The 20,033-nt window shown below is 68.8% G+C and carries 20 protein-coding genes; 11 read left to right on the forward strand and 9 right to left on the reverse strand.

Annotated features, from left to right (window positions below; genetic code table 11):
- Nucleotides 1–7: 7 nt before the first annotated feature.
- From AC1C2T_RS06610 to AC1C2T_RS06620, 3 genes are all read left to right on the forward strand, one after another.
- Nucleotides 8–1,021: an amino acid ABC transporter permease gene (locus AC1C2T_RS06610; protein WP_495384681.1), complete on the forward strand. Its 1,014-nt coding sequence runs from the start codon at nt 8–10 to the stop codon at nt 1,019–1,021.
- Nucleotides 1,018–1,782, forward strand: coding sequence for an amino acid ABC transporter ATP-binding protein (locus AC1C2T_RS06615; RefSeq protein WP_495384682.1), 765 nt, complete (start codon nt 1,018–1,020; stop codon nt 1,780–1,782). Before AC1C2T_RS06610 ends, AC1C2T_RS06615 begins: the two co-directional genes overlap by 4 nt.
- Before the next feature lie 92 nt (nt 1,783–1,874).
- A complete protein-coding gene (locus tag AC1C2T_RS06620; RefSeq protein ID WP_495384683.1) occupies nt 1,875–2,231 on the forward strand; it encodes an iron chaperone in 357 nt (118 codons plus the stop codon).
- A gap of 98 nt (nt 2,232–2,329) precedes the next feature.
- Here AC1C2T_RS06620 and AC1C2T_RS06625 read toward each other — a convergent pair whose 3' ends face one another.
- Nucleotides 2,330–2,779 carry a MarR family winged helix-turn-helix transcriptional regulator gene (locus AC1C2T_RS06625; protein ID WP_495361050.1) on the reverse strand — a complete coding sequence of 150 codons (450 nt, stop codon included), beginning with the start codon at nt 2,777–2,779 and terminating at the stop codon, nt 2,330–2,332.
- A gap of 190 nt (nt 2,780–2,969) precedes the next feature.
- Between AC1C2T_RS06625 and AC1C2T_RS06630 the strand changes: the two genes are divergently transcribed.
- A complete protein-coding gene (locus AC1C2T_RS06630; RefSeq protein ID WP_495384684.1) occupies nt 2,970–4,814 on the forward strand; it encodes a flavin-containing monooxygenase in 1,845 nt (614 codons plus the stop codon).
- A 124-nt stretch (nt 4,815–4,938) separates the two neighbouring features.
- Nucleotides 4,939–6,561 carry an amidohydrolase gene (locus AC1C2T_RS06635; protein ID WP_495384685.1) on the forward strand — a complete coding sequence of 541 codons (1,623 nt, stop codon included), beginning with the start codon at nt 4,939–4,941 and terminating at the stop codon, nt 6,559–6,561.
- Nucleotides 6,562–6,641: 80 nt separating this feature from the next.
- Here AC1C2T_RS06635 and AC1C2T_RS06640 read toward each other — a convergent pair whose 3' ends face one another.
- From AC1C2T_RS06640 to AC1C2T_RS06650, 3 genes are all read right to left on the reverse strand, one after another.
- Nucleotides 6,642–8,006, reverse strand: a complete 1,365-nt coding sequence (locus tag AC1C2T_RS06640) for an NAD-dependent succinate-semialdehyde dehydrogenase (RefSeq protein WP_495384686.1) — start codon at nt 8,004–8,006, stop codon at nt 6,642–6,644.
- Between the two features lie 108 nt (nt 8,007–8,114).
- A complete protein-coding gene (locus AC1C2T_RS06645; RefSeq protein ID WP_495384687.1) occupies nt 8,115–8,879 on the reverse strand; it encodes a PDC sensor domain-containing protein in 765 nt (254 codons plus the stop codon).
- A complete protein-coding gene (locus AC1C2T_RS06650; protein ID WP_495384688.1) occupies nt 8,860–9,630 on the reverse strand; it encodes a FadR/GntR family transcriptional regulator in 771 nt (256 codons plus the stop codon). The genes AC1C2T_RS06645 and AC1C2T_RS06650 overlap by 20 nt, the downstream gene beginning before the upstream one ends.
- A 193-nt stretch (nt 9,631–9,823) precedes the next feature.
- On the opposite strand from AC1C2T_RS06650, the gene AC1C2T_RS06655 reads away from it, so the two are divergent.
- Nucleotides 9,824–11,068, forward strand: coding sequence for a CaiB/BaiF CoA transferase family protein (locus AC1C2T_RS06655; protein WP_495385401.1), 1,245 nt, complete (start codon nt 9,824–9,826; stop codon nt 11,066–11,068).
- The gene (locus tag AC1C2T_RS06660) at nt 11,065–12,342 is read left to right on the forward strand and encodes an acyl-CoA dehydrogenase family protein (protein ID WP_495384689.1); all 1,278 of its coding nucleotides are present in this window, start codon (nt 11,065–11,067) and stop codon (nt 12,340–12,342) included. Before AC1C2T_RS06655 ends, AC1C2T_RS06660 begins: the two co-directional genes overlap by 4 nt.
- 21 nt (nt 12,343–12,363) lie before the next feature.
- Here the strand turns inward: AC1C2T_RS06660 and AC1C2T_RS06665 are convergent, their stop codons facing one another.
- The 4 genes from AC1C2T_RS06665 to AC1C2T_RS06680 all read right to left on the reverse strand — a co-directional run bounded on the left by AC1C2T_RS06665 (nt 12,364) and on the right by AC1C2T_RS06680 (nt 15,061).
- On the reverse strand, nt 12,364–12,978 hold the full coding sequence (locus tag AC1C2T_RS06665; protein WP_495384690.1) for a response regulator: 615 nt from the start codon (nt 12,976–12,978) through the stop codon (nt 12,364–12,366).
- Complete coding sequence (locus AC1C2T_RS06670; RefSeq protein ID WP_495384691.1) at nt 12,975–14,150, reverse strand: sensor histidine kinase; 1,176 nt, start codon at nt 14,148–14,150, stop codon at nt 12,975–12,977. The genes AC1C2T_RS06665 and AC1C2T_RS06670 overlap by 4 nt, the downstream gene beginning before the upstream one ends.
- On the reverse strand, nt 14,137–14,601 hold the full coding sequence (locus AC1C2T_RS06675) for a DUF6069 family protein (RefSeq protein WP_495384692.1): 465 nt from the start codon (nt 14,599–14,601) through the stop codon (nt 14,137–14,139). Before AC1C2T_RS06675 ends, AC1C2T_RS06670 begins: the two co-directional genes overlap by 14 nt.
- Nucleotides 14,602–14,734: 133 nt before the next feature.
- Complete coding sequence (locus AC1C2T_RS06680; protein WP_495361038.1) at nt 14,735–15,061, reverse strand: hypothetical protein; 327 nt, start codon at nt 15,059–15,061, stop codon at nt 14,735–14,737.
- Nucleotides 15,062–15,359: 298 nt separating this feature from the next.
- On the opposite strand from AC1C2T_RS06680, the gene AC1C2T_RS06685 reads away from it, so the two are divergent.
- The 4 genes from AC1C2T_RS06685 to AC1C2T_RS06700 all read left to right on the forward strand — a co-directional run bounded on the left by AC1C2T_RS06685 (nt 15,360) and on the right by AC1C2T_RS06700 (nt 18,641).
- A complete protein-coding gene (locus AC1C2T_RS06685; RefSeq protein ID WP_495361037.1) occupies nt 15,360–16,178 on the forward strand; it encodes an amino acid ABC transporter substrate-binding protein in 819 nt (272 codons plus the stop codon).
- A gap of 110 nt (nt 16,179–16,288) precedes the next feature.
- Nucleotides 16,289–16,951 carry an amino acid ABC transporter permease gene (locus AC1C2T_RS06690; RefSeq protein WP_495361036.1) on the forward strand — a complete coding sequence of 221 codons (663 nt, stop codon included), beginning with the start codon at nt 16,289–16,291 and terminating at the stop codon, nt 16,949–16,951.
- A gap of 1 nt (nt 16,952) precedes the next feature.
- Nucleotides 16,953–17,792, forward strand: coding sequence for an amino acid ABC transporter ATP-binding protein (locus tag AC1C2T_RS06695; RefSeq protein WP_495384693.1), 840 nt, complete (start codon nt 16,953–16,955; stop codon nt 17,790–17,792).
- A 90-nt stretch (nt 17,793–17,882) separates the two neighbouring features.
- Nucleotides 17,883–18,641: a Pr6Pr family membrane protein gene (locus tag AC1C2T_RS06700; RefSeq protein ID WP_495384694.1), complete on the forward strand. Its 759-nt coding sequence runs from the start codon at nt 17,883–17,885 to the stop codon at nt 18,639–18,641.
- On the opposite strand, the gene AC1C2T_RS06705 is transcribed toward AC1C2T_RS06700, so the two are convergent.
- Nucleotides 18,538–20,025: a flavin monoamine oxidase family protein gene (locus AC1C2T_RS06705; protein WP_495384695.1), complete on the reverse strand. Its 1,488-nt coding sequence runs from the start codon at nt 20,023–20,025 to the stop codon at nt 18,538–18,540. The genes AC1C2T_RS06700 and AC1C2T_RS06705 overlap by 104 nt on opposite strands.
- Between the last annotated feature and the right edge of the window lie 8 nt (nt 20,026–20,033).

A 20,033-nucleotide genomic window follows, 5' to 3' on the forward strand; every position in this document is an offset into this window, starting at 1 on the left:
GCAGCAGATGCCGTATTCAAACCGGCGCATCGCGCCATTCGCCCGCGCCGACGGCGGAGTGATCCCGATCACGCCGCGGCGTCACTGGGGCCGATGGGTCGTCGGTGGCCTGGCCCTGCTCTTCGTCGCATGGCTCGTCTCGGCGGTCGTCTTCAACGACAACATCAAGTGGAACCGTGTCGCCGAGTACCTGTTCGCGCCCAAGATCCTGAGCGGCGTGGTCGTCACGATCGGGATCAGCGTGCTTGCGACGGTGATCGGCCTCGTGCTGGGCGTCGTGCTCGCGATCATGCGGCTGTCGCAGAATCCGGTGCTGGGCTGGCTCGCGACGCTCTACATCTGGTTCTTCCGGGGCACGCCAGTGCTCGTGCAGCTCATCTTCTGGTACAACCTCGCGTTCCTCTTCCCCTACCTCACCCTGCAGGTGCCGTTCACCGACATCGGTGTGCGGTGGGACACGAACCAGGTCATGACGGGCTTCACCGCTGCGATGCTCGGCCTCGGCCTGAACCTCGCCGCGTACTTCGCCGAAACCGTGCGGGCGGGCATCCAGGCCGTCGACCGCGGACAGACCGAGGCTGCTCTCGCGGGCGGTATGACGGCGATGCAGAATATGCGGATCATCGTGCTCCCACAAGCGCTGCGCATCATCATTCCTCCGACTGGGAACGAGTTCATCTCGATGCTGAAGACCACGTCGCTCATCGTCGTGGTCGCCGGCAACGACCTCATGACGAACGCGAGCCAGATCTACAAGCAGAACAACCTCATCATCGAGCTGCTCATCGTCGCGAGCCTCTGGTACATGCTGCTCACGGCGATCGCGACCTACCTGCAGTCGAGGTTGGAACGGCGGTTCGGAGTCGATGCAGTACGGCTCGTCCGCGGTCCGACGTGGACGCAGTCCATGCTCCGGCGGGTCTCGGGCACTCGGGACGTCACGACGGCGACTCGCGCCATGGTCGAGGTCCGCGACACGACGGACAAGAAGACGGACAAGAAGAAGGAGCACGTGCGATGACCGAGCCACTCGTCCACGCAGCCGGTGTCACCAAGGCATTCGGCGAGCACCTCGTGCTGCGGGGCGTCGACTTCTCGGTGAACGCCGGTGAGGTGAGCTGCATCATCGGCCCGTCGGGCTCCGGCAAGTCGACGTTCCTGCGTTGCATCAACGCCCTCGAGATCGTCGACGACGGCGATCTGACGGTCGCCGGCGAGCAGGTCGGCTACTCGCTGCGCGGGGGGAGCTATCACCCCTGGGCGGATCGCGAGTTCGCACGGTTCCGTGCCGGGATCGGAATGGTCTTCCAGCGCTTCAACCTCTTCGCGCACCTCGATGCCGCGGAGAACGTCGCCGCGAGCCTCGTGCACGTGAAGAAGATGCGGAAGGACGCGGCCCGTCTGCGGGCACTCGAGGAGCTCGATCGGGTCGGTCTCGCCGATCACGCGTCGAAGCGTCCGCATCAGCTCTCCGGAGGACAGCAGCAGCGTGTCGCGATCGCGCGCGCGCTCGCCATGGACCCCGCGCTCATGCTCTTCGACGAACCCACTTCGGCCCTCGATCCCGAACTCGTCGACGAGGTACTCGAGTCGATGAAGGTGCTCGCCGAGGGCGGGATGACCATGGTCGTGGTCACGCACGAGATCGGATTCGCGCGTGAAGTCGGCGACACGCTGAGCTTCTTCGATGAGGGTGTGATCGTCGAGAGCGACACCCCGGAACAGGTCGTGAAGGCTGCCGTCTCACCGCGTACTCGTGCGTTCCTCGACAAGGTGCTCTGAGGTACGGAGATTCGGTCCCATGGACGTCTTCGGTGGGATGTCGGCGATGGCCGTCGCGGCACGCGTATCCCCGCGCGCGTACGATGGCCGCCATGGGGGAAGTCAGCGACTACATCGCCGGGCTCGAAGAGCCCGAGCGCGACGTCATGGAGCACATCAGGGCTCGAGCCGCGGCGCTCGTGCCCGATGCCGTCGAGGGTGTGAGCTACGGCATGCCGGCACTGCGGTACCGGGACTCACCACTGCTGAGCATCATGAAGGCGAAGGGTCACATCGGGCTCTACCCGTACAGCCCGCCGGTGATCGAGGCGGTCTCGTCGGAGCTCGAAGGGTATTCGTGGGCGAAGGGCACGATCAGGTTCACGCCCGAGCACCCGTTGCCCGACTCGCTCGTCGACCGCATCATCCTGCTGCGGCGCGACGAGATCGACGAGAAGAAGAAGCGCTAATCGGCGGGAGCCGGCGAGGCAGCAGCAAGTGACATGTGACACATTAGTGGCGGTGTCTGTCCCGACCCCGACCGGCGACCTCAATCACGGAGGGCACGTCATCCGCGGGGCGCGTGCAACTCCCTGCTGATCGCCCGCAAGCCTGTTTCGAGCGCCTTGAGCTCTTCGAGGGTCAATCCCTGCAGTACGTCGTTGCCGAGTTCTGGGCGGGCGCCCAGGATCTCGGCGACGACGGTGCGTCCGAGCTTCGTGGGGTGCAGTCGGCGCACGCGATGATCAGCCGGAGTGGCGATGCGTTCGACCAGCCCTTGGCCGACGAGTCGGTCGACGAGCTTCGATACCGTCGCCATCGACACCGAGAAGCGATGCGCGAGCTCGCTCGTCGTCATCCCGTCGGCGACGACGAGCGACGTCAGCGTCTTGAGCTGTTGGATGGTCAGATCGGTCTGCAGCAGAGGCCCCAGGATCCGCGGAATGGAGCGCACCGTGATCGCGATCGTCAGCGACTCGATGCGCCGCTGCACCTCGTCTCTCTCGTCGCCACCCACGTCTTCACGGTAGCGGCTTGCCAGTCGATACCCAGTTACATTTCCTTAGCTTGCGACTAACCTTTATCCAGGAGAAGTTCCGATCCGGAGTCGTGTCGGGCCCAGATCGGAGCGCGCCCGCCCTTTGTGGGCGCCCGCGCGTGCGCCCTCGATCCGCTCTCGACTCGACGACGGGCGAAAGGAGAACAGTATGAACCGATTCGCAGCAGAGGCAACCGCCTCGATCGACATCGACGCGATCCGCGAGAAGTACGCCGCAGAGCGCGACCGCCGCATCCGCCCGGACGGGGCCCGCCAGTACCGCCGCGCCGCGGGCGAATTCGGCTACTACGCGGTCGACCCGTATACCCCGCGCGTCGACCGCGAACCCGTCACCGACCGCGTCGAGGTGCTCGTCATCGGCGCCGGCTTCGGCGGTCTGCTCACCGCCGCGTTCCTGCGGGATGCGGGAGCCGACTCAGTCCGCGTCATGGACGAGGGGGGCGACGTTGGCGGCACCTGGTACTGGAACCGCTACCCCGGCGTCCGCTGCGACATCGAGTCGTACGTCTACATGCCGCTCCTCGAGGAGACGGGGTATCTGCCGAAGGAGCGCTACGCGCCAGGCGAAGAGATCCGGCAGCACGCCGTGCGCATCGCCGAGCACTACGACCTGTACCGCGACTTCGTGCCGCACACTCGTGCGACCGCACTCACCTGGGATGACGACACGTCGGAGTGGCTCATCGAGACCGACAGGGGCGATCGCTTCCGCGCCCGGTACGTCATCACTTCGTCCGGCACGCTGACGCAGCCGAAGCTGCCGGGCATCCCGGGCATCGAGTCGTTCCGCGGCCACACCTTCCACACCAGCCGATGGGACTACGCGTACACGGGTGGTAGCGCTGACGGCGACCTCACGGGTCTCGCAGGCAGGCGCGTCGCCGTCGTCGGAACCGGCGCGACGGGTCTGCAGGTCATCCCCCATCTCGCCGAGAGCGCGAAAGAGCTCATCGTCTTCCAGCGCACACCTTCCACGGTCGACGTGCGCGACAACCGACCGACCGATCCTGCGTGGGCGGCCTCACTGCAGCCGGGCTGGCAGCGCGAGCGGATGGAGAACTTCCTCTCCGTTCTGGCCGGAGAGCCGGTGCCGGAGTCGCTCGTGACCGACGGGTGGACGGCCACGACGAGCCTGCAGCGACACATCCTCTCGGGCTCCCTCGACGAGTCCCTCGACCCAGCTGAACGCGAGCGCCAGGACGAGCTCGACGACGCCGCGACCATGAACCGTATCCGCGCCCGCGTCGACGAGGTCGTCGACGACCCTGCGACCGCCGAGGCACTCAAGCCCTGGTACCGCTACATGTGCAAGCGCCCGGGATTCAGCGATCTCTATCTGCAGTCGTTCAACCGCCCGAACGTCACCCTGGTCGACACTGCCAGCTTCCAGGGCATCACGGCGATGACCGAGAACGCGGTCGTGGTCGGCGATACCGCATACGAGGTCGACTGCGTCGTGTTCGCGACCGGATTCGAGACCGGTGTCTCCGGCGTCATGTCGGGGACGCTGCCCGTCGTCGGTCGGAATGGGCGTGCGCTGCTGGAGGCGTGGGCGCGTGGCCCCCGCACGCTCCACGGCTACTCCACACACGGGTTCCCGAACCTGTTCCAGCTCGGTGCGCTCCAGAACGCCAACTCGGTGAACTTCGCGCACATCCTCCAGGAGCAGGCCGAGCATATCGCCGCCGTCATCTCGCGTGCCGACCTCGAGGGCGCCATACGCATCGAACCCACCGCAGAGGCGGAAGCCGACTGGCTGCGCACCGTTCACGACACCGCACGTGACGTGTCGGCATTCCAGGCCGCGTGCACTCCCGGCTACTACAACGCCGAGGGCACGCAGGCCATCACGGGATTCACCTACTCACCCGGCCCCGTGGCATTCCATCGGCTGCTGCGCGCCCAGCGCGACGGCGACCTGAGCGAGCTCCTCGTCCGCGACGAAGACGAGCTGCGTGCGCGCGACAGCAGCCTCGCGGAGGCCGCCTCGTGAGGTGATCAGCTCGCGGGCATCTTGCATGCTGCGGGGGCGGATGTCGCCAGACACCGCCCCCGCACCGGCCCGGTCGGCTCGCTAGCCTTGCAGGAAACATCCGATCCCGACGCAAGGACGACAGTTGCCCTCGACGCTCTTCCGGCATGCCCGCATCCACACGCTCACCGGCCGGCCCGCGCCCGCCGAGGCCCTGCTCGCCGTCGACGGGGTGATCGCCGCGATCGGCGAAGATGCAGAGCTCCGGCGGCTCGCGGGTCCGGGCACGGTCGAGGTCGACCTCGACGGTCTCGCGGTCGTGCCGGGATTCATCGACGCGCACATCCACACGGCGTTGCTCGCGAGCGAGCGTGGTGAGCTCGACCTGCGTGGGGTGCACAGCCTCGATGATGCGCTCTCCGCCGTTCGTGCGCGCGCGGCAGGACTTCCGGTGGGCCAGGGCATCTTCTGGGGCAGCTGGGACTCGAACACCTGGGATGTGCCGGTGCAACCCGACCGCTACAGCCTCGACCGGGTGTGCCCCGATCGCCCGGTCGTGCTGCCGAGCGTCGACGGGCACACCGTCTGGGCCAACAGTTTCGCCCTCGCGGCGGCCGGGATCACCGCGGCCACCCCCGACCCCATCGGCGGCGAGATCGTGCGCGATGCGCATGGCGAGCCCACCGGCATCCTTCGGGAGGAGGCGCAGCGTCCGTTCGACGCGCTCATCGGCGGGCCCTCCGTCGTCGATCTCGTCGAACTGCTGGCGGCCGAGCAAGAGCACCTGCTCGCCGTCGGGCTCACCGGGCTGCACGACATCGACGGCGAAGACGCCCGTGCGGCATACCTCGAGCTGCAGCGAAACGGGCGACTGAAGCTCCGCGTCCACAAGGCCATCCCCGCCGACCATCTCGATGCGGCGATCGCCGAGGGCCGGTACACGGGCCAGGGCGACGACTGGTTCCAGACCGGGCCCGTCAAGCTCTTCTCCGACGGCGCGCTCGGCTCGCACACCTCGCACATGGGCGAGGCGTTCATCGGCGAGGCGGGCAATCGCGGCATCGAGGTGATTCCCTACCCTCGCTTGCGCGAACTCGTGCGGAAGGCCGCCGCGGCGGGCATCGCGGTTGCGACGCACGCGATCGGCGACGAGGCCAATCACCTCGTGCTGAACGCCTACGAGGAGGTCACCGAGCTCAGCCGAGCCGCGGGCCTACGGCATCGCATCGAACACGCCCAGCACATCCGCTGGGACGATGTACCGCGCTTCGCAGAGCTCGGCGTGATCCCCTCACTGCAGCCGACCCACTGCACCTCGGACATCGCACTCGCGTCGACCCTGCTCGCCGGCCGCAGCCTCGCGAACTACGCGTGGCGCGCGCTCGCCGACTCCGGCGCGCACCTGGCGTTCGGCTCCGATGCGCCGGTCGAGAGCCCCAACCCGATATACGCCGTGCACGCGGCGGTCACCCGCCAGAACGCCGAGGGGCGGCCGATCGGCGGCTGGGAGCCCGAGCAGCGGATCACTGTGGCCGAGGCACTCGCCGCCCACTCGGCCGGCAGTGCCTACGCCGCGCACCGCGAGGGGCGCCAGGGAAGCCTCGAGGTCGGCAAGCTCGCGGACTTCGTCGCCCTCGAACGCGACCCCTTCGAGGTGGAGCCGGCCGAGCTCCGCGAGCTGCGCGTCGCGACGACGGTGGTCGGCGGCGAGGTGCGATTCCAGCGAGAGGCGTCGACGCGCAGCCAAGCGGCCCGGTCGCGGTACTGAGCGGCCGCGCTCGCACGAGCTGCTGAGACGACGGATGCCCCGGGGCGCCGGCCCCGGGGCATCCGCTCATGTTCCGGTGATCAGCCGATGCGGATCATCTTCTTGTTGACGAACTCGTCGGCGCCGAAGCGGCCGAGCTCGCGGCCGGAGCCCGAACGCTTGATGCCGCCGAAGGGCAGTTCGGCGCCGTCGGCGCCCACGACGTTCACGAAGACCATGCCGGCCTCGATCGAATCGGCAACGCGCAGGGCCTGCTCGGCGTCGGTCGTGAACACGTAGGAGCCGAGCCCGAACGGGGTGTCGTTCGCGAGCTGCACGGCCTCGGCTTCGCCTGCGACCTTGAAGATCTGCGCCACGGGGCCGAAGAACTCCTCGTGGAACGCGTCGGAGCCGGGCTTCACATCGGTGAGCACGGTGCCGGTGAAGAAGTTGCCATCAGCGGTGCCTCCCGCGACGAGCGTGGCGCCCTGCGCGACGGCGCGCTCGACCTGCTCGGCGAGGGTCTCGGTCGCCTTCGTTGACGAGAGCGGGCCGAGGCCGGTGCCCTCCTTCGTCGGGTCGCCCGGTTCGACCGAGGTGATCGCAGCGGTGAACTTGTCGAGGAAGGGCTCGTACAGCTCATCGACGACGATGAAGCGCTTCGCGGCGTTGCAGGATTGACCGTTGTTGTCGAGGCGTGCCGCGACGGCCGCTTCGACGGTCGCATCGAGGTCGTCGGTCGACAGCAGGATGAAGGGGTCGCTGCCGCCGAGCTCGAGCACGACCTTCTTCAGATGGCGGCCGGCGATCTCGGCGATCGCTGCGCCCGCACGCTCGGACCCGGTGAGCGAGACGCCCTGTACGCGCTTGTCGGCGATGACCGTGGCGATCTGGTCGTGCGACGCGTAGATGTTGACGTAGGCGCCCTCGGGGAAGCCCGCGTCGCGGATGATCTGCTCGATCGCGGCGGCCGACTCGGGGCACTGCTCGGCGTGCTTCAAGAGGATCGTGTTGCCAATCACGAGGTTCGGGCCGGCGAAGCGGGCGACCTGGTAATACGGGAAGTTCCACGGCATGACGCCGAGCAGCACACCGAGCGAATCGCGGCGAATGAGCGCCGAGCCCTCGCCCGCGAGCAGCTCGATCGGCTCGTCTTTCAGCAGCGACTCGGCATTGTCGGCGTAGAACGCGTAGATGTCGGCGCTGTAATCGACCTCGGCGTAGGCCTGCTCGATCGGCTTGCCCATCTCGCGCACGATGATCGCGGCGAGTTCGTCGCGGCGCTCGAGGTGCAGCTCGCTGACGCGGCGGACGAGTGCGGCGCGCTCGGCGACGGTGGTCGAGCGCGACCAGGTACGGTGCGTCTCGTCGGCCGAGGCGATGGCGGCCTCGAGCTCGGCGTCGGTGATCGTCGGGTACGTCTTGACGGTCTCACCTGTCGCAGGATTGGTCACGGCATAGCTCATGGGGTTCTCCTTCTCGGGTGCACACACGCCAGCGAGTCCTTGACCTTCACGAAGGGGGTCGTCTGCCGCGATGCATACGCTCACGTCAAAGATATAACAGCGGATGATTCATTTCGACCCGGATGCCGCGGGGTGCGCGTTGGGGTCGACGAGCACCCGGAACGGTGTGCCAGGGCACGGCTCGGTGTGCAACGCTCGGCCGGCGAGCTGCCCGACCTGCAGCGCCGGATCGGTCGAGAGCACGACGCGCCCGGCCTCGTTCACGAGCGCGAGGGGCTCCGGCACATCGAGGAACGCGCCGAGCAGCTCCTGTTCGAGGCGGCGCACCGCGATGTCGGCGCCGACGACGCCGACCATGCGTGCGACGTCGTCGCCGGGCGCTGCGTCGCTCCCCGCGGCGTGCACCGGCATCGTCAGCGTGAGGATGTAGTCGCACGTGCACAAGTGGTCGACATAGGGGCCCGTGACGTGCGCGTGCCGCGTGGTCGCCGGAATCGAGTACCACTCGAGCGCGCGGAAGTCGCGCAGGTACTCGGTGTAGCCGCGCGTCGAGAGGTCGAGACGGGTCGGCTCGGTCGTCGAGCCGAGTACGGGGTTCGCGTCGAGCGGGCCGAGCCACCAAGCGAAGTGCACGTCGCGGCCCCGCACGATCGCGCCGTCGGCGATGAAGCCGGCGCCGACGAGCAGTGGGTCGGGTTCGGTGAGACGGGGCAGCACGAGCTCCGAGACCACGGTATCGAGCTCGGCGGGCCGCACTTCTGGCGATGCGTCGATGACGGCCTCGATGGGTCGCCGCCATTCGGCGAGCTGCTCGAACACGCCCGCGAACACCTCGCCGACGCCGGCGGCCACGTCATGCGCTGTTCGGCTCATCGAGACCACCTCCCCGTTCGATGCGGGCCTTCGCCGCGAGCAGGTGCTCCGAAAGGCCTCGCACGAGGTCGCCGGCCGCTTCGCGTGCAGGTGCAGGGCGGTGCGACGCGACGGCGTGCATGATGGCAGCGTCGTGCGCCGCGACATCCGCGCGGGCCTGTTCGCCGTCGAGGCCGAGCAGCAGCAACGGGCCGAACTCGGCCTGCAGGCGGATCTGCTCGCGAACGAGCCGGGCCGACTGGCTGAGTACCGCGAGTTCGAGGAAGAAGCCGCCCTGATTGGTGCGAGCGGATGCCGCTGCGCCGAAGTCGGCCGCGGCGAGCCAGGTAGTGAGGCGCTCGGCATCGGCGGCTGAAGCCCGCTCCGAGGCGCGCTCGGCGACGCCCGCAAGGATGGCCCCGAAGAAGACCGCCATGTCGCTGAGCTCGACCTGGGCGAGGCCGCGCAAGCGGGTGGTGATGAGCGAGCGGTGGTCGGCGTCGTCGGCGACGACGAAACTGCCGCCGTCGCGACCACGGCGGGTCTCGACGAGACCCGCGTCGCGGAGGATGCCGAGTCCCTCTCGCACAGTGATGAGCGCGACGCCGAAGCGGCGGGCGAGATCGGGTTCGCTCGGCAGGCGCTCTCCGGCGCCCAGTACCCCGAGCACGATGCCGTCGGTGAGGCGCTGCGCGACCTGCTCGGCGCGGCCCGTGTCGGCGAGTTGGGCGAACACGGCTTCGCGAGCGCCCGGCCCCACCCTCGACTCCATGCGTTCAGGCTAGCCGAGCGGACCTCGCCCGGCTGGCGGCGCGCGCGGAAATCATTCAAGATAGGATGAATTAGTGTTGCCGGGCAGCCACTGACATGCGAAGGCGGATGGGATGCACGAGCGACGCACCGACGACGAGACGCGTGTGCCGCCGATCGATGCGCCGATCGATGCGCCGACCAGACCTGCGGGCGTGCTCTCCGGTGTGCGGGTCGCCGACTTCTCGCGGGTGCTCGCCGGGCCCTACGCCACGATGATGCTCGCCGACTTCGGCGCCGACGTCGTGAAGATCGAGTCGCCCACAGGTGATGACACCCGGCACTGGCGGCCGCCCGTCGACGCCAACGGGCAGGCCACCTACTTCGGCAGCGTCAACCGCAACAAGCGCTCGGTCGCGCTCGACCTCACGGATGACGCGGGGCTCGCCGAGGCACGTCGGCTCGCGGCATCCGCCGATGTCGTCATCGAGAACTTCCGGCCCGGCGTCATGGATCGCTTCGGGCTCGCCTACGGGGCGTTGCGCGAGGCGAACCCCGGTGTCGTCTACTGCTCGATCACTGGCTTCGGCACGGGGGAGGGCGCTGCGCTCGCCGGGTACGACCTGCTCGTGCAGGCCGTCGGCGGGCTCATGTCGATCACCGGTGCACCCGACGGTGAACCCGCGAAGGCAGGCGTCGCCCTCGTCGACGTGCTCACCGGGCAGAACGCGGTGGCAGGCATCCTGCTCGCGCTGCGCGAGCGGGACCGCACGGGCATTGGTCAGCTCGTCGAGGTGAACCTCATGCAGGGCCTGCTCTCGGCGCTCACGAACCAAGCGGCATCGACGCTCGCGACGGGCACGCCGCCGCGACGCCTCGGCAACGCACACCCGAGCATCGCGCCCTACGCGGTGTTCCACGCGGCCGACCGCGAACTCGTCATCGCGGTCGGCAACGACAAGCAGTTCCGCGCGCTCGCCGCGGTGCTCGAGTCGTCGTCAGGGGGTCTCGATACGCGTCCTCCTTCGTCAGGCGCCACTCGACCAGCGTTGGCCGACGACCCGCGATTCGGGAGCAACAGCGATCGCGTCGCCCATCACGCCGAGCTCACGGCGCTCATCGAGGAGCGGCTCGCCGCGGCATCCGCTGCGCACTGGGTCGAAGTGCTGAACGGAGCCGGCGTGCCCGCGGGCCTCGTGAACGACGTCGCCGAGGCGATCGCGTTCGGCGAATCGCTCGGCCTCGATCCCGTGGCCGAGATCACCGTGTCGCTCGCTGAGCCGGTCGAAGCGATTCCCGGAGCTCCCTTCGACAAGCTCAGGGAACAGGTCAGTCGCACGATCGCGAACCCGATCGGCCTCTCGGCGAGCCCCGCCGTCTACCGCATACCGCCGCCCGCGCTCGACGAGCATGCGGGCGCCGACTGGCATCCGACCCCTTCGAAAGGACCGCACCTGTGACCTCCGCCCCCACGATCGACGCCGTGTTCGACCTCGATGCTCTGCTGAGCGCCGAGGAGCGCGAGTGGCAGCTGAAGGCGCGCGCGTTCGCGCAGGAGCGCATCCTCCCGGTCATCGAGGAGGACTTCGAGGCCAAGCACTTCCGCCGCGAGTTCGTGAAGGAGCTCGGCGACCTGGGCTTCCTCGGCATGCACCTGCAGGGCTACGGATGCGCCGGCGCGGGCGCCGTCTCATACGGGCTCGTGTGCCTCGAGCTCGAGGCCGCCGACTCGGGCTGGCGCACGTTCGTGTCGGTGCAGGGCTCGCTCGCGATGAGCGCCATTCACAAGTACGGCTCGGAGGAGCAGAAGCAGCGGTGGCTGCCGGGCATGGCAGCGGGCGACCTCGTCGGATGCTTCGCGCTCACAGAGCCGCAGGGCGGCTCCGACCCCGCCGGCATGACGACGACCGCCCGCCGCGACGGCGACGGGTGGGTGATCGACGGCGCGAAGCGCTGGATCGGCCTCGCCTCGTTCGCCGACGTCGCCGTCGTATGGGCGAAGGTCGACGAGGGCTCGCTCCCTGAGCGGGCTTCGCTCCCGGGGCCTGGCCCGCTCCCTGAGCTTGTCGAAGGGCGCCCATCGACCCTTCGACAAGCTCAAGGGGGCCCGGGCTCAGGGAGCAGCGTGCGCGGGTTCCTCGTGCCGACCTCGACCCCGGGCTTCACGGCGACGCCGATCGACGGCAAGCTCTCGATGCGCGCCTCGGTGCAGTGCGACATCGACCTCGACGGCGTGCGGGTCGGCGACGACGCGATCCTGCCGGGTGCGAAGGGGCTCTCGGGTCCGTTCGGCTGCCTGAACGAAGCGCGCTACGGCATCGTGTGGGGCGCCATGGGCGCTGCCCGCTCTTGCCTCGAGGCGGCGATCGAACGCTCGACGTCGCGTGAAGTGTTCGGCAAGCCGATCGGCGCGAACCAGCTCATCCAGGCGAAACTCGCCGACATGTTCCTCGAAGTCGAGAAGGGCATCCTCCTCGCGCTGCACCTCGGCCGTCTGAAAGAGCGCGGCACGCTCACGCCCGCACAGATCTCCGTCGGCAAGCTCAACAGCGTGCGCGAGGCGCTCACGATCGCGCACGAGGCGCGTGCGATCCTCGCGGGCGACGGCATCACGAATGCGTGGCCCGTCATGCGTCATGCGGCCAACCTCGAATCGGTGCGCACCTACGAGGGCACCGACGAGATCCACCAGCTGATCCTCGGGCGCGAGCTCACGGGGTTGAGCGCGTTCTGACGTGTGTGCAAGCTCGACGGGTCAGAGCCATCCGTTGTCGCGGGCGACGCTGAGCGCCTCCGATCGGTTGCGGGTCGCTGTCTTGCCGATCGCCGACGACAGGTAGTTGCGCACCGTGCTCGGCGAGAGATTGACCTCGCCCGCGATGTCGGCGATGGTGGCGCCGTCGACGGATGACCCGAGCACCTCGCGTTCGCGATCGCTCAGCGGATTCGGGCTGATGCTGAGGGCCTGGGTCGCCAGCTTCGGGTCGACCACGACCTCACCGGCCCTGACGCGCCGGATGGCTGCGGCGAGCTGTTCGACGGGATCGTCCTTCATCAGAAATGCGCGCGCGCCTGCCTGCATCGCCCGTTGCAGGTACCCGGGCCTGCCGAACGTCGTCACGATCACGATGACGCACTCGGGCACCGCCGCCCGCAGCTCGGGGATGACGTCGAGACCGCTCCGCCCGGGCAGTTCGATGTCGAGGAGTGCCACATCCGGCATCGTGCGACGCGCGGCAGCCATGATCTCATCACCGCGGGCGACTTCGGCGACGACCGTCATGTCCGGCTCGAGTTCGAGGAGGCTGGCCAGGGCCGAGCGCATCATGCCCTGGTCCTCCGCGATCAGGATGGTCGTGGCTTCGCTCATCGTCGCCTCCCTGCCATCGCCGCGTCGGTGATCATCGCGGTCAGGCGGAAGCCGTCGGAGGTCGTGCCCGCCGAGAGCTCTCCGTCGAACGCCTGAAGCCGTTCCCGTAGGCCGGTGAGTCCGCCGCCTTCCGGTGCGCCGCCCCCGCCGCGCCCGTCGTCGGTGATCTCGATGCGTGCGACGCCGCGTTCCGCGGTGACCACGATGCGGCATCGTCGTGCTCCGGAGTGGCGCAGCACATTCGTCGCACCCTCCCGCACCACCCAGCCGAGGACGGCGTCGGCCTGCGCAGCGAGCCCATCGGGCGGAACTGCGACCTCCAACTCGATGCCGGCCGCTGCGAGTGCCGCGCGCGCCGCGTCGAGTTCTTCGCCGAGCCGTACCGCGCGATATCCCGTGACGGCGTCTCTCACATCGGCGAGGGCGCGGCGGCCGATCGTCTCGACGTCTGCCGCGTGGGCCCGGGCGGCGTCGGGTTGCGTGTCGATGACTCGCCGGATCGCCTCTGCCTTCACGACGATGACCGAGAGCGTGTGGCCGAGCAGGTCGTGAAGGTCGCGGGAGAAGCGCAGGCGTTCCTCGGTGACCGCGGTGTTCGCGAGCCGCTCCTGTGTGCGTCGGAGTTCGGCGACGACCTCCACGAGGTACTGCACGATGAAGGTCGCCGCTCCAGCGATGTACGTGGAGAAGCCGAGGAAGAGCGCCGCGTCGAGGGATTCACGCTCGATGCCCGTTGCGATGGCGCCGCTGATCGCCGCAGCTCCCACGACGCTGAGCGCCCAACGGCGGCGCACGGCGACGGCCGCCGCGATCGCGATGAGCGGGAAGAGGAACTCCTGATCGGTGTGCCAGATGTAGACGTATGCCGTCACCAGCGCCATGAAGAGCACGAACACGGCTTCGGATCGCCACCGGGGACGGCCGATGCTCTGGAACGGCAGGCACGCGGTGATCGCGAACACCGCCGCCAGGACGGCGAGGGCGGCGACGCGCACGGGGTCGGCCGTGCCGATGGCGTCGACCACGGGCCCGAGGAGGAGCAACGGCGCCCACACGAGCGCGAACCAGGGCCCCGGCCGGCGCGCGATTCGGGAGAGCAACGGGTCGAACTCGTTGCAGAGTTCGTTTCGTTCGTCGACCTGCATGGAATCCACCCGATCAGTTCGTGACACGACGGTCGCTCCACGTGGTGAGTCCGAGGATCAGCGTCACCCCGACCGCGAGGTGCATCGCGACCAGACTCACCAGGGTTGCGCCCGCCGCCCCCATCGAGAACGGCCCGGCCAGCGACAGGGCCAGCACGACCCAGCCTATGACCAGCCACGCGAGGCGCCCCCGGCGGAAGAGCCGCTCGAGGAGCGCGAGCAGTCCCCACGCGATGGCGCCCGCGAAAATCGAAGCGAGCACGATCGGGATCGGGGCGATCGTCTGCGCGGCGGGCCCGGCTCCGACGGCGAGGTCGATGCCGAGGAGTGGCACACTCACTACCCAGACGGCGAGTCCCGCCAGGGCCGCAGCCACGAGCATCAACGCACGGATGCCTCGGCGGTGCGGTGTCGGGCGATGCGGCGCCGCGGCATCCGGAATCGTGGCCGTCGTGGTCTCTGCAGTCGAATTGTTCATGTCATCGACGCTACGGATGTCGCCCCAGGCGCCGACAGGTGCCGTCGTCCCGAGATCGGGAGGACGAATGTCACATCGGCCGTCGTCGACACGGAGGGGCGGCCCCGAGGGGCCGCCCCTCCGCGCCGGGCATTCAGTTGATGCCGGGGATGACGAGCCAACGGTTCACGAGGATGAGCCAGACTGCGACGAGCACGATCGCGGCGACCGTGAGCGTCAGGCCCGTTCGGCCGCGGGCGATGAGTGCGACCACGAGCACGACGAGCGTGGCGATGCCCAGCACGAGAGACCCGAACGGGATTCCCGGCAGGAACAGTGACAGCACGAACAGTGCGGCGACGATGATCTCGATGATGCCGACGACCGAGCCGCCGCGCCCGCGGAGACGTCTGATGCCGTCGATGAGGGCGAGCACGCCGCCGACGAGCGCGATGAGGAGGAGCCATGACAGGGTGATCACGGGTGAAGGGTCCTTCCGGTTGGTGTGGGTAGGCACCGCGACGACGGAGAGGACTCCATCGCCGCGGCCAGCGTATCCGTGGGTGAGCGCACGAGGAAGGGCTTGCGGGAGGTGGGCTTCGCACGGTATGCCGCGAGCGGAATGCGATCGAACCCATTCGGATCCGCGTGCATCGGAATGAAACCGGAGGTAACGCCGTTTCCGTCACTGTCGAGGCCGTGATGGACTCGACCCGAACTCGACCCCCGCGCACGCCACCACGGTGCGGGCACAGCACTCCCAACGAACGGAGCCCCACATGTCTCGCGCACCCCGCGTTCGCACCCTGCTCGGTCTCGCAGCGGCATCCGTCGCCGTCGTCGCCCTTGCCGCCTGCTCGAGTGGTGCGCCGGCATCGAGCGACGCTGCGACCGACAACGAGTTCGGACTCGTGAAGGCCGGAACGCTCACCGTCGCGACCGAGGGCACCTACCGTCCGTTCAGCTTCCACGAAGACGGCTCCGGCGACCTCGTGGGCTACGACGTCGAGCTCGCCGAGGCGGTCGCCGACAAGCTCGGCCTCGAAGTCGAGTTCCAGGAGACCCAGTGGGACGCGATCTTCGCGGGCCTCGACGCTGGCCGGTTCGACGTCATCGCGAACCAGGTGTCGATCAACCCCGAACGCGAGGAGCAGTACCTCTTCAGCGAGCCGTACACCGTCTCGCCGGGCGTCATCGTCGTCAAGGAGGGCGACACCTCGATCTCGAGCTTCGCCGACCTCGCCGGCAAGACGACCGCCCAGTCGCTCACGAGCAACTGGTACGAGCTCGCCCAGGAGTCGGGCGCGAACGTCGAGGCCGTCGAGGGCTGGGCACAGGCCGTGGCGCTCCTCAAGCAGGGCCGGGTCGACGCGACCATCAACGACAAGCTCACCTACCTCGACGACGTGAACACCAACCGCACCTCGGGCATCGAGATCGCCGCCGAGACCGACGACCCGTCACTCAGCGCACTCGCGTTCACGAAGGACAAGGAAGACCTCGTCGCCGCGGTCGACGAGGCGCTCGCCGAGCTCCGCGCCGAGGGCGTGCTCGCCGAACTCGGCGAGAAGTACTTCGGCGCCGACGTCTCCGAGTAGTCTTTCGGCACCTGCCGACGTTTCCGTACGCGCCGGATGTCTCCGCTCCGGCGGGAACACCGTGCGTGAACGGAAACATCGGCCAGCTGAGCCGGAAAGGCGGTGAGGCGATGAGCGGCTGGCAGCTGTTCCTCGATTCCTTCTGGCCCCTCGTGTGGGGCGCCGTGAGCGGCACTATCCCGCTCGCCCTCGCCTCGTTCGCGATCGGTCTCGTGCTCGCACTCGGGGTGGCGCTCATGCGGCTCTCGAAGAGCCGGGTGGTTTCGGGCATCGCCCGGTTCTACATCTCGGTGATCCGGGGCACGCCGCTGCTCGTGCAGCTCTTCGTGATCTTCTACGGGCTGCCGTCGCTCGGGCTCGTCATCGACCCGTGGCCGAGCGCGATCATCGCCTTCTCGCTCAACGTCGGCGGGTACGGTGCCGAGGTGATCCGTGCCGCGATCCTCTCGGTGCCGAAGGGGCAATGGGAGGCCGGGTACACGATCGGCATGTCGAACGGCATGACGCTTCGCCGGCTCATCCTGCCGCAGGCGGCGAGGGTTTCGGTGCCGCCGCTCTCGAACACCTTCATCTCGCTCGTGAAGGACACCTCGCTCGCCTCGCTCATCCTCGTGACCGAGCTGTTCCGGGTGTCGCAGGAGATCGCGGCGTTCAGCCAGGAGTTCATGCTGCTCTACCTCGAAGCTGCGCTCATCTACTGGCTCATCTGCATCGTGCTCGCGAGCGGGCAGGGCATGCTCGAGAAGAGGTTGGACCGCTATGTCGCGACGTGACATGTCGAACAGTGACCCCGGCGACATGAAGCGGCCGGATGCCTCGGGCGGCGACCCGCTCGCCCCGCTGGCCGCTCCCGACGACTCGGTGCTGCTCTCGGCACGGGGCATCCGCAAGTCGTTCGGCGACAACGAGGTGCTCCGCTCCATCGACCTCGAGGTGCGCCGCGGCGAGGTCGTCGTGCTCATCGGTCCGAGCGGCTCGGGCAAGACCACTGTGCTGCGCACGCTGAACGGGCTGGAGACGCCCGACGGCGGCACGATCGACTTCACCGGCGGGCCGGAGCTCGACTTCGCGAAGCCGATCTCGAAGGCCCAGCGCTTCGCTCTGCGCGATCGCTCGGCGATGGTGTTCCAGCAGCACAACCTTTTTCCGCACATGACGGTCATCGAGAACGTCATCGAGGGACCGGTGCGCGTGCAACGAGTGCCGAAGGCGCGTGCGATCGCCGAAGCATCCGCCCTGCTCGACCGGGTCGGGCTCGCCGAGAAGCGCGACGCCTATCCGTTCGAGCTCTCGGGCGGGCAGCAGCAGCGCGTGGGCATCGTGCGGGCGCTCGCCCTGAAGCCGCAGCTGCTGCTCTTCGACGAACCGACGAGCGCACTCGACCCCGAACTCGTGGGCGAGGTGCTGCAGGTCATCAAGGAGCTCGCCGACGAGGGCTGGACGATGGTCGTCGTCACCCACGAGCTGAGCTTCGCGCGGCAGGCCGCCGACGAGGTGCTGTTCATGGACGGAGGTGTCGTCGTGGAACGCGGCGCGCCCGGGCGGATCTTCACCGACCCGACGCACGAGCGCACACGCAAGTTCCTCGACCGTATTCTGCGGCCGCTCGACTGAGCACCATCCGCTCGCTGAGCCAGTCGATGCGAGCTCCCGCCTCCGGTTCGACAAGCTCAGCGAGCGACGGGGGGCGGCTAGCGTTGAAGCATGCCCCGCTCGCCACGCATCCGCGCTGACAATGGGGTGCGGGCGCGGCGGATGCGTCGGATGCTCGGCGTCTTCCGGCTGACGATCGCGGCGCTCGAGATCGCGGCACTCGTCGGCAACTTCCAGTACGTGCTCGGCTTCCGCCTGTTCGCGACGGCGAACTTCTTCAGCTACTTCACGGTGCAGTCGGCCTTCGCTGCGGTCGTGACCCTCGCCCTCGCCGGGGTGTTCGCACTGTCGGCTCCGCGCGACCCGGCGTGGCTCGGCGTGCTCCGCACCATGGTGACCGTGTACGTGCTCGTCTCGGGCATCGTCTTCGCGATCATCGTCGCGCATGCGTCGACGCGCGACTACCGCATGGAGGTGCCGTGGTCGGACACCGTGCTGCATTTCGTCGTTCCCGCGCTCGCCGTCATCGCGTGGACGACTGACAGTGTGCTCGCAGTGAACCCTCGCGTGCCGTGGGCGACTGCAGGCTGGGTGCTCGTCTTCCCGACGATCTGGCTCGTGTACACGTTGTTCCGCGGCGCCGACACCGGCTGGTACCCGTACTTCTTCCTCGACGAAGTGCAGGTAGGCGGGCCCGTGGGAGTCGCGCTCTACTGCGTGCTCATCGTCGTGATCTTCGTCACACTGACGGCCGCGCTCGTGGCCGTCAACCGGTGGCTGTGGCGTAGGGCACGAGGTCGTCGAGCACCTCGGCCTGGAACTCCGAATCGTCGAGCGCCTCGAGCCGAGTCGCCTGCTCTGCAGCGATGATGCCGATGAGGATGGGTTCGCCGGAGTCGAGTCCGGCGTCGATCCAAGCCGCGACCGCGGGCGACTCGCCGACGATCGTGAGTACATCGGCGGCGGGCTCAGCTTCGGGATCCTCGGGCTGGTCCGCGGCATCCGCTCGCCAGAATGCCTGTTCGAAGCGCAGCCAGACCGTGTCGACGACGCCCATGCCGAGCAGGGAGATCGCGCGCTGATGCATGAGCGGCAGCGCCGGGCTGAAGCGCACGGTGTCGGTCTTCAGCACGCCCAGCGGCACCGTGACGATCGCCCGATCGACGTTGAGCGACTCTCCGGAGTCGAGGCGCAGGCTCACCCGGCTGTCGTTGTAGGCGATGCGAGTGACCACGCTCGACACGGCGATGTCGAGCGGCTCCGCGAGCTCGTCGACGTAGTCGGAGAGACGCCCGGTGATGAGATTGCCGAGCTGCTCGAGGCGACGCGAGTCGTACTGGCCGGCCGAGACGACTGCGGCGGCGGCGCCCGTCGACGGCTTGACACCGCTGTTGATCGAATGCGCGAGCCAGTCGGCCGGGCTCACGCCGTCGGCGCCCGGTTCCGCCGACAGCGGCGCTGCGCCCGAACCCGCGAGAGCGGTCGCGAGCGAGACATCGTGCAGCTGGCTGCTCGCCCACTGCTGCGCGGTGGCGATCGCGTCGGCTCCGGTCGCGGGGATGGGCACGCGAACGCCCGCGGGAGTGGCGGCCGCCACGACCGGCACGAACTGTCGGGTGTCGACGGATGCCTCGTGCAGTGCGTCGAGCAGACCGTCGTCGTCGCCCGCGAACAGGCTGCCGAGTTCGACCGGTGCGTCGAACCCCGCGGCGTCCACGGAGTGGGCGCGGCCGCCCAGCCGGTCGCGCGCCTCGATGACGACGACCTCGAACCCGGCGTCGACGAGTTCACGGGCCGCAGTGAGCCCCGCGATGCCGGCACCGATCACGGCGACGCGCTCGCCGGCTTCGCCGAGTCGTGCGACGTCGGCGGCGGCTCGGATGCCCGACGCCCGCGCGCCCTCGAGGGTGCCTGGCGCGTCGGGGTCGGTCGCCTCGCCGGCGATGACGAGTCGACCGGAGACCGGCTCGCCGAGCGCGCGCCGTAATTCGGGCGTGCTTCCCACCGCATCGAAGCTGAACGCGCCACGGGCGAACGGATCGGCTCCCCAACGTGAACGGCGCATCGCAGTTGGCAGCGGAACGCCGTTCGTCGGGGCGGGCGGTGCGGCGGTCGTGGGCGGTGCCGTGGGCACGGGGCTCGGTTTGGGTTCGGGCCAGGTGCAGCTCGCGAGGGTGAGTGTCGCGAGTCCCGAAAGCGAGGCGGCGAGGAAGGTTCGCCGGGCCATGCCGCCCGGCGCTCCCCGTGATTCCATGGGTTCAG

It is taken from the genome of Agromyces sp. Y558, from assembly GCF_059445415.1.

Bases quoted from the DNA above. Each gene is read 5' to 3' on its own strand.
- AC1C2T_RS06685 (WP_495361037.1), top strand. From the start codon at position 15,360: ATGTCTCGCGCACCCCGCGTTCGCACCCTGCTCGGTCTCGCAGCGGCA.
- AC1C2T_RS06705 (WP_495384695.1), bottom strand. From the start codon at position 20,025: ATGGAATCACGGGGAGCGCCGGGCGGCATGGCCCGGCGAACCTTCCTC.
- AC1C2T_RS06690 (WP_495361036.1), top strand. From the start codon at position 16,289: ATGAGCGGCTGGCAGCTGTTCCTCGATTCCTTCTGGCCCCTCGTGTGG.
- AC1C2T_RS06610 (WP_495384681.1), top strand. From the start codon at position 8: ATGCCGTATTCAAACCGGCGCATCGCGCCATTCGCCCGCGCCGACGGC.
- AC1C2T_RS06675 (WP_495384692.1), bottom strand. From the start codon at position 14,601: ATGAACAATTCGACTGCAGAGACCACGACGGCCACGATTCCGGATGCC.
- AC1C2T_RS06700 (WP_495384694.1), top strand. From the start codon at position 17,883: ATGCCCCGCTCGCCACGCATCCGCGCTGACAATGGGGTGCGGGCGCGG.
- AC1C2T_RS06640 (WP_495384686.1), bottom strand. From the start codon at position 8,006: ATGAGCTATGCCGTGACCAATCCTGCGACAGGTGAGACCGTCAAGACG.
- AC1C2T_RS06665 (WP_495384690.1), bottom strand. From the start codon at position 12,978: ATGAGCGAAGCCACGACCATCCTGATCGCGGAGGACCAGGGCATGATG.
- AC1C2T_RS06630 (WP_495384684.1), top strand. From the start codon at position 2,970: ATGAACCGATTCGCAGCAGAGGCAACCGCCTCGATCGACATCGACGCG.
- AC1C2T_RS06615 (WP_495384682.1), top strand. From the start codon at position 1,018: ATGACCGAGCCACTCGTCCACGCAGCCGGTGTCACCAAGGCATTCGGC.
- AC1C2T_RS06695 (WP_495384693.1), top strand. From the start codon at position 16,953: ATGTCGAACAGTGACCCCGGCGACATGAAGCGGCCGGATGCCTCGGGC.
- AC1C2T_RS06650 (WP_495384688.1), bottom strand. From the start codon at position 9,630: ATGGAGTCGAGGGTGGGGCCGGGCGCTCGCGAAGCCGTGTTCGCCCAA.
- AC1C2T_RS06620 (WP_495384683.1), top strand. From the start codon at position 1,875: ATGGGGGAAGTCAGCGACTACATCGCCGGGCTCGAAGAGCCCGAGCGC.
- AC1C2T_RS06645 (WP_495384687.1), bottom strand. From the start codon at position 8,879: ATGAGCCGAACAGCGCATGACGTGGCCGCCGGCGTCGGCGAGGTGTTC.